The 9,354-nt window shown below is 71.0% G+C and carries 11 protein-coding genes and 1 pseudogene; 8 read left to right on the top strand and 4 right to left on the bottom strand.

The window, feature by feature from the left end; genetic code table 11:
- The first annotated feature begins 25 nt into the window (after positions 1 to 25).
- The 3 genes from ACIQVZ_RS14705 (at position 26) to ACIQVZ_RS14695 (ending at position 3,289) form a co-directional block, all read left to right on the top strand.
- Positions 26 to 1,120, top strand: coding sequence for a substrate-binding domain-containing protein (locus ACIQVZ_RS14705; protein WP_350881277.1), 1,095 nt, complete (start codon positions 26 to 28; stop codon positions 1,118 to 1,120).
- Positions 1,121 to 1,184: 64 nt separating this feature from the next.
- Complete coding sequence (locus ACIQVZ_RS14700; RefSeq protein WP_350881279.1) at positions 1,185 to 1,970, top strand: ATP-binding cassette domain-containing protein; 786 nt, start codon at positions 1,185 to 1,187, stop codon at positions 1,968 to 1,970.
- Positions 1,967 to 3,289, top strand: coding sequence for a sugar ABC transporter permease (locus tag ACIQVZ_RS14695; protein ID WP_402450086.1), 1,323 nt, complete (start codon positions 1,967 to 1,969; stop codon positions 3,287 to 3,289). Before ACIQVZ_RS14700 ends, ACIQVZ_RS14695 begins: the two co-directional genes overlap by 4 nt.
- 260 nt (positions 3,290 to 3,549) lie before the next feature.
- Here ACIQVZ_RS14695 and ACIQVZ_RS14690 read toward each other — a convergent pair whose 3' ends face one another.
- From ACIQVZ_RS14690 to ACIQVZ_RS14680, 3 genes are all read right to left on the bottom strand, one after another.
- Positions 3,550 to 4,113 carry a hypothetical protein gene (locus tag ACIQVZ_RS14690; RefSeq protein ID WP_402450084.1) on the bottom strand — a complete coding sequence of 188 codons (564 nt, stop codon included), beginning with the start codon at positions 4,111 to 4,113 and terminating at the stop codon, positions 3,550 to 3,552.
- A gap of 13 nt (positions 4,114 to 4,126) precedes the next feature.
- Positions 4,127 to 4,576 carry an ATP-binding protein gene (locus ACIQVZ_RS14685; RefSeq protein WP_402450082.1) on the bottom strand — a complete coding sequence of 150 codons (450 nt, stop codon included), beginning with the start codon at positions 4,574 to 4,576 and terminating at the stop codon, positions 4,127 to 4,129.
- Between the two features lie 188 nt (positions 4,577 to 4,764).
- Positions 4,765 to 5,253 (bottom strand): NUDIX domain-containing protein, encoded by a 489-nt coding sequence (locus tag ACIQVZ_RS14680; RefSeq protein ID WP_402450079.1) that lies wholly within the window; start codon positions 5,251 to 5,253, stop codon positions 4,765 to 4,767.
- A 283-nt stretch (positions 5,254 to 5,536) separates the two neighbouring features.
- Here ACIQVZ_RS14680 and ACIQVZ_RS14675 point away from each other — a divergent pair, with 283 nt between their 5' ends.
- The 5 genes and pseudogenes from ACIQVZ_RS14675 to ACIQVZ_RS14655 all read left to right on the top strand — a co-directional run.
- Positions 5,537 to 6,325, top strand: coding sequence for a helix-turn-helix transcriptional regulator (locus ACIQVZ_RS14675; protein ID WP_350881531.1), 789 nt, complete (start codon positions 5,537 to 5,539; stop codon positions 6,323 to 6,325).
- Positions 6,318 to 6,527, top strand: coding sequence for a DUF397 domain-containing protein (locus tag ACIQVZ_RS14670; protein ID WP_402450078.1), 210 nt, complete (start codon positions 6,318 to 6,320; stop codon positions 6,525 to 6,527). The genes ACIQVZ_RS14675 and ACIQVZ_RS14670 overlap by 8 nt, the downstream gene beginning before the upstream one ends.
- A gap of 144 nt (positions 6,528 to 6,671) precedes the next feature.
- A complete protein-coding gene (locus ACIQVZ_RS14665) occupies positions 6,672 to 7,013 on the top strand; it encodes an ASCH domain-containing protein (RefSeq protein ID WP_402450076.1) in 342 nt (113 codons plus the stop codon).
- 276 nt (positions 7,014 to 7,289) lie between these two features.
- Complete coding sequence (locus tag ACIQVZ_RS14660) at positions 7,290 to 7,487, top strand: DUF397 domain-containing protein (RefSeq protein ID WP_402450074.1); 198 nt, start codon at positions 7,290 to 7,292, stop codon at positions 7,485 to 7,487.
- 16 nt (positions 7,488 to 7,503) lie between these two features.
- Positions 7,504 to 7,635: pseudogene (locus ACIQVZ_RS14655) on the top strand (NUDIX hydrolase); the annotation flags it as partial.
- A 56-nt stretch (positions 7,636 to 7,691) separates the two neighbouring features.
- On the opposite strand, the gene ACIQVZ_RS14650 reads toward ACIQVZ_RS14655, so the two are convergent.
- Positions 7,692 to 9,329 (bottom strand): alkaline phosphatase D family protein, encoded by a 1,638-nt coding sequence (locus tag ACIQVZ_RS14650; protein ID WP_402450072.1) that lies wholly within the window; start codon positions 9,327 to 9,329, stop codon positions 7,692 to 7,694.
- Between the last annotated feature and the right edge of the window lie 25 nt (positions 9,330 to 9,354).

The raw sequence follows: 9,354 nt of genomic DNA, 5'->3' as shown, positions 1-9,354 counted from the left end.
GGCGACGTCAGGGAGAGGCACCCCCATGAACGCAGCACTGCGTCGCGTCCTCATCGCCACCACCGGCATCTCACTGGCCCTGTCCATGGCCGCCTGCGGCAAGGCGGGCGGCGACAAGAAGGACGCGGCCGCCTCCGGAGACGGCAAGTCCATCGGGCTGCTCCTACCCGAGAACGCCTCCTCCACCCGCTACGAATCCTTCGACCGCCCCTTCGTCGAGGCCAAGGTCGCCGCCCTGTGCGCGGACTGCAAGGTCCTGTACAACAACGCCGAGGGCAGCGCCGCCAAGCAGAAGCAGCAGTTCGACACCCTCCTCGCCCAGGGCGTGAAGGTGATCATCCTGGACCCCTACAACGCCAAGTCCACCCAGGGCTGGGTCCAGGAGGCCGCCGCCAAGGGCGTCAAGGTCGTCGCCTACGACCGCCTGGCCACCGGACCGGTCGCCGCCTACGCCTCCTTCGACAACGAGAAGGTCGGCGAACTCCAGGGCCAGGCCCTCGTCGACGCCCTCGGCGCGCAGGCCGCCGACGCCAACGTCGTCATGATCAACGGCGACGAGGCCGACCCCAACGCCGCCGACTTCAAGACCGGCGCCCACAAGATCCTCGACGCCAAGGTCAAGAAGATCGTCTACGAGCAGTCCGGCCAGTGGGATCCCACCGTCGCCGGCCAGAAGATCGGCGCCGCCGTCACCCAGCTCGGCAAGAACGGCTTCCAGGCCGTCTACTCCGCCAACGACGGCATGGCCGGCGCCATCATCACCCAGCTCCAGGGCGCCGGCATCAAGGTCCCCGTCGGCGGCCAGGACGCCGGCCTCGACGCGATCCAGCGCATCGTCAACGGCGACCAGGCCTTCACCATCTACAAGGCCTACCGCCCGCTCGCCGACTCCGCCGCCGAACTGGCCGTCGCCCTCCTCAAGGGCAAGGACGTCAAGGCCGTCGCCACCGCCACCATCGACAGCGCCACCGACAAGGCCATCCCCGCCAAGTTCCTGGACGCCAAGGTCGTCACCAAGGCCAACATCGCCACCACCGTCGTCGCCGACGGCCTCTACAAGGTCTCCGACATCTGCACCGCCGACTACGCCGCCGCCTGCGCCGCCGCCGGCCTCAAGTAGCCCGGCCCGCCCAGCCGCCCAGCTCGACCCGGGTCCAAGTCCACCACCGCAGAAGAAGGTTCATGTGACAGGCGCACCCGTCCTCCAGCTGCGCTCGGTCTCCAAGCGCTTCGGTGCCGTCCAGGCCCTCACCGATGTCGGCCTCGACGTGCACACCGGCGAAGTCCTCGCCCTCGTCGGAGACAACGGCGCCGGAAAGTCCACCCTCGTCAAGACCATCGCCGGAGTCCACCCCGTCGACGAGGGCACCATCACCTGGCACGGCGAGCCCGTGCGACTGGCCCGCCCCCAGGACGCCCAGACCCTCGGCATCGCCACCGTCTACCAGGACCTCGCCCTGTGCGACAACCTCGACGTCATCGCGAACCTGTTCCTCGGCCGCGAGAAACGCCGCCACGGGCTCCTGGACGAGGTCGCCATGGAACAGCACGCCCGCGAACTCCTCGACACCCTCGCCATCCGCATCCCCGACGTGCGCACCCCCGTCGCCGCGCTCTCCGGCGGCCAGCGCCAGGTCGTCGCCATCGCCCGCGCCCTGGTCGGCGAGCCCGCCCTCGTCATCCTGGACGAGCCCACCGCCGCCCTCGGCGTCGAACAGACCGCCCAGGTCCTCGACCTCGTCGAGCGGCTGCGCGAACGCGGCCTGGCCGTCGTCCTCGTCAGCCACAACATGGCCGACGTGCGGGCCGTCGCCGACACCGTCGCCGTCCTGCGACTGGGCCGCAACAACGGCGTCTTCCCCGTCGCCGGCACCACCCAGGAGCAGATCGTCTCCGCCATCACCGGAGCCACCGACAACGCCCACGCCCGGCGCCAGGCCCGCCACACCGAGGAGGAGGACGCCGCATGACCACGCCCAGCACCCCCGCCGACACCCCCGCGGCCCCCGGCGCCGACCCCGCGGCCCCCGGCGCCGACCCCGCGGCCCCCGGCCCCGACCCCGCGGCCCCGGGCGCCGACCCCCGCCTGCACACCCGGGCCGCCGGCCCCGCCGGCTACCTGGACGCCGCCCGCCGCCGCCTGGCCGCCGGCGAACTCGGCTCCCTGCCCGTCGTCGTCGGCCTCATCCTGATCGCCGTCATCTTCCAGTCCGTCACCGGCCACTTCCTCCAGGCCGACAACCTCACCAACATCACCCGCTTCATCGCCGGCCCCGGCCTCATCGCCGTCGGCGTCGTCTTCGTCCTCATCCTCGGCGAGATCGACCTCTCCCTGGGCTCCGTCGCCGGCGCCAGCGCCGCCCTCGCCGCCGTCCTCGCCGTACGCCAGGGCGTCGCCGAATGGCTCGCCGTGCTCGCCGCCCTCGCCGCGGCCACCGCCATGGGCCTGCTGCACGGCCTCTTCTTCGCCCGCGTCGGCGTCCCCGCCTTCGTCGTCACCCTCGCCGGCATGCTCACCTGGAGCGGCCTGCAGGAGTACGTCCTGGGCGACCTCGGCACCGTCAACAACCGCCACGGCGGCCTCATCGCCACCCTCGACACCACCTTCCTCGGCGACGGCGACATCGCCTACGCCTGGGCCCTGGCGGTCCTCGCCCCCGCCCTCTACCTCCTCGCCCACCTGCGCACCGCCCGCCGGCGCACCGCCGCCGGCCTCACCGCCCGCCCCACCGCCGACACCGCCGTCCGCACCGGCGCCCTGGCCGTGCTCACCCTCGCCACCGCCTATGCCCTCAACCAGGACCGCGGCCTGCCGCTGCCCCTGGTCGTGCTGGTGGGCGTCGTCGTCCTCACCGACTTCGTGCTGCGCCGCACCTCCTACGGGCGCCAGATCTTCGCGGTCGGCGGCGGTGTGGAGGCCGCCCGGCGCGCCGGCGTCAACGTGGCCCGGGTGCGGATCTCCGTCTTCATGGTCTCCGCGTTCCTGGCCGGCCTGGGCGGGCTGTTCTACGCCTCCCAGCAGGGCTCCGCCGACAAGCAACTGGGCGGCGGCAACGTCCTGATGAGCGCGATCGCCGCCGCCGTCATCGGCGGCACCAGTCTCTTCGGCGGCCGCGGCAAGACCTGGTCGGCGCTGCTGGGCATCCTGGTGATCCAGTCCATCACCACCGGCCTGGACATGGTCCACGCCGCCCAGGCCATCCAGTACATGATCACCGGCGCCGTCCTGCTGGCGGCCGTCGTCCTGGACTCCCTCTCCCGCCGCACCCGCGCCGCCGGCCGCACCTAGGGCGATTCGGTCTCGCAACTGCGCTGCCTGCCCGACCCGTTCGCTCGTTTTCCTGCCCTGCCCTGCCCTGCCCTGCCCTGCCCTGCCCCGCTGCGGCGCGGGGCGGGGCGGTGGTGTGTCCGGGGGCCGTCCGCTCCGACGGCCCGGCCTTCCCGGTCAACCCGGGGGCTGCGCGGGTGACGATCCGTCTGCGGCCCGCCCCGTAGCTGGCGGTCGATCGAGCTGCGCAGGAAGTCGGTGGGGTCGACTTCTGGTGCGGGTTAGTGGTGGGTGGTGTGGGCCGTGGCTTGGGTGCGGGCGTGGGTGAGGGCGGGTTTGAGGCGGGGGTCGGGGGTGGGGGCGGCGGTGAGGAGTTCGCCGGCGGTGGTGAGGGTGGTCCAGTAGTGGGTGGGGTTGCCGGTGGTGGGGTGGGGGTGGGTGGCGGTGAGGGAGAGGTAGGCGGTGGTGAGGTTGCCGGTGGTGAACCAGCGGGTGAGGCCGTGTTGGTGGCCGGCGCGGATGCTGCCGTGGGCGTCGATGGCGGTGAGGAAGAGGTCGATGATGGCGTGGTCGCGGTCGTCGGGGGTTTTGGGGATGTCGAAGACGCCGAGGGCTTCGAGGAGTTCGCCGGTGTCGTTCTCGGATCCGGGGCGGGGGTTGGCGAGGAGGGCGTCGTAGCAGTCGTCGAGGCGGCGCTGGGTGTCGGTGGCGGGGATGCCGAGGGCGATGCAGACGGCGCGGGCGGATCGGAGGGGTTGGCGGGTGCGGCGGGCGAGGGTGGCGTAGGCGTCTGCGGGGGTGGAGCCGGTGTCGAAGAGGTGCCGGGCGGTGAGGGGGAGTCGCATGGTGGGTGCCTGTTCAGACGGCGAGGAGGGTGAGGGTGGTGGGCGCGGGGGAGGGCGCGGGGGCGATGAGGGCCCAGACGAATTTGCCGATGCCGCCGGCGCGGGGGCAGCAGCCCCACTTCTCGGCGAGTTCGTTGACGAGGAACAGGCCGCGTCCGTGTTCGTCGTCGAAGTCAGGGGCGTGGAGGGAGGGGTGGCCAGTGCCCGCGTCGTGGACTTCGAGGCGCAGGCGGGATTTGACGAGGGCGAAGCGGATCTCGATGCGGCGGTCGGCGGGGGTGTCGGTGTGCTGGACGGCGTTGGCGAACAGCTCACCGAGGAGCAGTTCGGCGGTGTCGCGGTAGCGCTCGCCTGAGGGCAGGCCGGAGAGGTAGGCGCGCAGCAAGTACCGGGCCAGAGGCGTGGATTCGGTGCGGGAGTCGAGGCGCGCGACGAACGTGCGGGGAAGGTGGGTTTTGAGCATGGCGAAGTACCTCGGGGGAGGATGGGTGCGAAGGGGGTGCGCCGTGGGCTGCGCTTGGTGGCGGCAGGCGCCTTCAACGGGAGCGGGCGTGCAAGCGGGCGGTCCGTGCACGGCGGCTGTTGAAGTGAAGGGTCGGACGGTGCCCGTGGTGGTCCGGCCCTGAGGTGTCGCTGTCGGCCGGGGCGTGATCAGCCGACCGGGACGGGGACGCCTTGGATGAGGAGGGGCAGGCCGGCGCCGTGCTCCCAGGCGTCCCAGGCGTCCGCGACGCGGCGGTACTGGTCGTCGGCCATGACGTCGCGGAGCCTGTGCCGGGGGACCCAGTGGAGGGCGCGGATGGCCTGCGGCGGCTTGTGGCGGCGGACGATGTCGGCCTGTCGGGGAGTGAGCATCCCGCCCGCGTAGACGAGGTTGAGGTCCTCGGGGAACTCGGCTGCGGGCACGTAGTCGGCGGTGAGGATCGTGCGGAGGGGCAGCACGAGCCCGGTCTCGGTTTCGAGGTGCCGACGGGCCGCGAGGTGGGGCAGTTCGTCCTGCTCGGCGCTGCCGCCGGGAAGGGTCAGGCCGCTCGTGTAGACGGGGTCGACCAGGAGGGCGGAGAGGTCATGCGAGCCGTCGGGGTCCTCGCCCAAGACGAAGGCCTGCTGGCCCGAACGACGGGCGGGAGGCTTGCTCATGATGCGGGTCATGCTCAACTCTGCTCCAGGCACGAGAGGTTGACGGGCGCAGCGGTCGACGGAGCGACTTCCCGCAGGTGCCGGGCGCCATCTCGTCGGAGGGCGCGGGTCCCGCAAGGTTGCGCTGTGCGCCCAGTGAGTCACCGGGTGTAGCCATAGTGGCGCTCTATCCCCTACGATCGGAACCAGATCTGAATCTTGAAGTTGGTATTCGGCAAGTAGGTGAAGATCGTTGAACCTCAAGGAACTTGATCCAACATCAGGTCCATGGGCGCCCTTCGGAGTGCAACTTCGCAGGTCGCGCAAGGCTGCTGGCCTTACGCAAGCTCAGTTGGCGAGGCTCGTGGGAGTTGATCCCTCCTATGTCTCCTATGCTGAACTTGCCCCGCCCGACCGGACCCCGCCAAGCGAGAAGTTCGCGCGTGATGCCGATCGGGTGCTTGAGACAGGCGGGACCCTGCTGCTGATGTGGCTCCAGGCCAAGCACTCGGCATTGCTGGAGGGCTTCCCGGAGTACGCAGCCAATGAGACGCGGGCCAGTGAGATCCGAATCTTCGAACTTGGCGTCATCCCCGGCTTGCTTCAGACGAAGTCCTACGCAGCGGCTCTTGCGAGGGCGGATGTGCGTCGAAGGGATATCACCCCCAGGCAAGCAGAAGAGCGGCTGACCTTTCTGCTCGCGCGACAGGAAGCTCTGGCGCGACGTGATCCGCCGCTCATCCACGCGGTGCTGGATGAGAGCTGCCTCCGGCGGATCATCGGCGGCCCGGCGGTCATGCGGGAGCAGCTTGAGCAGCTTGAACAGCTCTACGAGCAGGGGCGCGTAGTACTTCAGGTAGCGCCGTTCAGCATGGGGGAGCACAGGCCGTTCGCCCTGTCCATGAGGCTGCTAACACTCCCCGACGGCTCTCTGTTTGGCTACTCTGAGTCTGAGGGGCGAGGGCATGTTGAGCGGGATGACGACAGGCTCCGCGACTGGCGCAGGAGATACGATCGCCTCCAAGTAGGGGCGCTGGCCGAGTCGGCGACTCTCGAATTCATACTCCACGCCCGGAAGGACTCTCATGGCTGATTTCGACTTGACTACCGCTTCGTGGGTGAAGTCGACGTACAGCCAGCAAGGCGGCGACTGCCTTGAGGTTGCGCGCGGCTCTCTCGAATTGATGCCCGTCCGTGACTCCAAGGATCCTCACGGCCCGGCTCTCGTCTTCCCGGCCGAGGCTTGGGCGTCGTTCGTCGCTGCTGTCCGCAGTGGGGAGTTCGGCGGACTCTGAACCGAAGGCCTCCGCTCGGCGCTACTTCCCTGGATTCCGACCGCGTCGTCGACTCTGTACGCGCCCGCGCCGCCGTCGGCGAACTGCGCGAGCGCTTGGCGGCCCCGTCCCTTCCTTCCTCGGTAGAAGCGGAAAACCACCCCCGTGTCAGGCCAGGAACGCGTCATCCGGATCCGCCGCCCCTATCTCGACCTGATCGCGGCCGGCACCAAGACCATCGAGGTGCGCGTCGGCTACCCCAGCATGCGAAAGATCCATCCGGGGCAGCTGCTCGTCTTCGAATCCGGGGAGGCCCGCTACCGTACCCGGGTCACCGAGGTGGTGGAGTACCCGAGCTTCGACGCGATGCTCGATGCCGAGGGCCTGGAGGCGATCGGATCCGAGGGGATGAGCCGGGCCGAACTCCTCGCCGCCTGCCGCGAGATCTACCCGCTGGAGATGGAACGGCTCGGCGTCCTCGCGATCCACCTGCGGCTCGCCCCGTAGCCGGGGAGGACCGTGCTGCGCAGGAAGTCGGTGGGGTCGACTTCCTGCGCGGGTCAGTGGTGGGTGGTGTGGGCCGTGGCTTGGGCGCGGGCGGGTTTGAGGCGGGGGTCGGGGGTGGGGGTGGCGGTGAGGTTGCCGGTGGTGAAGCAGCAGGCCTGGAACAAGACGCCGAGACGGTGGCCCGATGGGTCGATAGATACGATCGACTCCAGGTCAACGCGCACAGCCAGCCGGACAGTTTGGCCATGATCCGGGAGACACGGGAGGAACTGGACCATGCATGACCCAACGGGCGCCAGGTGGCGCAAGAGCACCTACAGCAATGGCGGGGGCGGCTGCGTCGAGGTGGACGATGTGCACCCGGGCAGGGTCCGTGACTCCAAGGACCCCCAGGGCCCGGCTCTGGTCTTCTCGGCCGAGGGCTGGGCGTCGTTCGTCGCCGCTGTGAGCAGCGGCGAGTTCGGCGAAGTCTGAACCGAAGGCCTCCGCCGGGATGTGGGCCCTGCCCGGCGGCAGGATGGACATCGGTGAGTCGATCGCCGGGTGCGGTATTCGCGAGACGCGGGAGGAGACCGGCCTCGATGTCGAGATCACCGGGATCGTCGGCACCTACACCGCCCCCTGGTGCTGCCCCGGGCCCCGCCGCCCCCGTGAGCGGCGGGACCCGAGGGTGGCGGGTCAGGCCGGGCGGATGCCCGGGTTGCCGGCCTCGGTGACGAAGGAGGCCGCGGTGGTGACGGTGCCGCCGGGGCGGGTGATGTGGGAGATCGCCCGGTAGTCGGCGCGCACCTGGTGGCGGTCAAGGGTGAGCGTGGTGTAGCCGCGCCGCCCGTCGTAGAACTTCATGTGCGGGTTGGCCGACATCAGGTTCTGCCAGTTGGACGGCCGCTCCTCGCCGTCGCCGTCGCTGCTGATCGAGGTGCCGACGAACTCCACGCCCACCGTCCGGGAGTTGGGGTCGGCGAAGTCGCGCTTGACGTCCAGGGCGTAGGCGACGTGGACGTCACCGGTGAGCAGCACCAGGTTCTCCACCCCGGCCCGGTCGACGGCGGCCAGGAAGCGCTCGCGGGCGGCCGGGTAGCCGTCCCACGCGTCCATGGAGAGCTTGGAGCGCTCGGCGGTGGTGTTCTTGCGGCGGGAGAAGACGACCTGCTGCGGCACGACGTTCCAGGTCGCCCGGGAGCGGCGCAGGCCCTCGGCGAACCAGCGCTCCTGGGCGGCGCCCATCAGGGTGCGCCGCGGGTCCTCGGACTCCGGGGTGGGGTACTGCCAGCCGTCGCCGTTGGCCTGGTCGTCGCGGTACTGGCGGGTGTCGAGGATGTCGAACTGCGCCAGCTGCCCGAAGTGGACGCGCCGGTAGAGGGTGAGCTCGGTGCCGCGCGGCTGCGGCATCCGCAGCGGCATGTTCTCCCAGTACGCGCGGTAGGCGGCGGCGCGGCGGGCGATGAACGGCGCCGGGTCCTGGCCCTTCTCGGGGATGCCGGCCGCGTAGTTGTTCTCCACCTCGTGGTCGTCCCAGGTGACGTACCAGGGGTGGGCGGCGTGCGCGGCCTGGAGGTCGGGGTCGTTCTTGTAGAGGGAGTAGCGCAGCCGGTAGTCCTCCAGCGTGGCCGTCTCGTGGTCGAACAGCGCCGGCAGGGTGCGGTCGGTGTACTTGCGGTCGCCGCCCGCCGCGTCGATGCCGTACTCGTAGATGTAGTCGCCGACGTGGAACACCGCCGCCAGGTCCTCGTCGGCCAGGTGGCGGTAGGCGGTGAAGTACCCGTCCTCGTAGGCCTGGCAGGACACCAGCCCGAAGCGGACGGCGTCCAGCCTGCGCCCGCGCTCCGGCGCGGTGCGGGTGCGCCCCACGGGGCTGCTCCAGGTGCCGACGGTGAAGCGGTACCAGTACACCCGGTCCGCGTCGAGGCCGTCGACGTCCACGTGCACCGCGTAGTTGAACTCGGCGTGCGCGCGGGCGCTGCCGCGCCGCACCACCTTGCGGAACCGCTCGTCGCGGGCCAGCTCCCAGCCCACCCGCACCGAACCGGTGGGCGGCAGCCCGGCGCCGGGCTCCAGCGGGCGCGGTGCCAGGCGGGTCCACAGCACGACGGCCCCGGGCAGCGGGTCGCCGGAGGCCACGCCGAGGGTGAACGGGTCGCCGGTGATGGCGCGCGGGCCGAACTCGGCGTCCTCGGCGTGCGCGGACGGCAGGTTGACGGTGAACGCCAGCGCGGCGGCGGCCGAGGTGACGGTGAGGAAGCGGCGCCGGTCCAGTCGCGCGGCGGCCTCGCGCAGCTGCTGGTCGGGGGAGGGGCGGTCGGCAGGGCGGGTCATGAGGTGAAGGCCTTTCGCTGCTCGG

This window comes from Kitasatospora sp. NPDC098663, assembly GCF_044760075.1.
Lineage (GTDB): Bacteria > Actinomycetota > Actinomycetes > Streptomycetales > Streptomycetaceae > Kitasatospora.
The sequence above is the reverse complement of the archived record's forward strand: the minus strand, read 5'-3'. Positions and strand labels throughout refer to the sequence as shown.

Coding starts and splice junctions, on each gene's coding strand:
- ACIQVZ_RS14705 (WP_350881277.1), top strand. CDS start 26: ATGAACGCAGCACTGCGTCGCGTCCTCATCGCCACCACCGGCATCTCA.
- ACIQVZ_RS14695 (WP_402450086.1), top strand. CDS start 1,967: ATGACCACGCCCAGCACCCCCGCCGACACCCCCGCGGCCCCCGGCGCC.
- ACIQVZ_RS14690 (WP_402450084.1), bottom strand. CDS start 4,113: ATGCGACTCCCCCTCACCGCCCGGCACCTCTTCGACACCGGCTCCACC.
- ACIQVZ_RS14685 (WP_402450082.1), bottom strand. CDS start 4,576: ATGCTCAAAACCCACCTTCCCCGCACGTTCGTCGCGCGCCTCGACTCC.
- ACIQVZ_RS14680 (WP_402450079.1), bottom strand. CDS start 5,253: ATGAGCAAGCCTCCCGCCCGTCGTTCGGGCCAGCAGGCCTTCGTCTTG.
- ACIQVZ_RS14670 (WP_402450078.1), top strand. CDS start 6,318: ATGGCTGATTTCGACTTGACTACCGCTTCGTGGGTGAAGTCGACGTAC.
- ACIQVZ_RS14660 (WP_402450074.1), top strand. CDS start 7,290: ATGCATGACCCAACGGGCGCCAGGTGGCGCAAGAGCACCTACAGCAAT.
- ACIQVZ_RS14650 (WP_402450072.1), bottom strand. CDS start 9,329: ATGACCCGCCCTGCCGACCGCCCCTCCCCCGACCAGCAGCTGCGCGAG.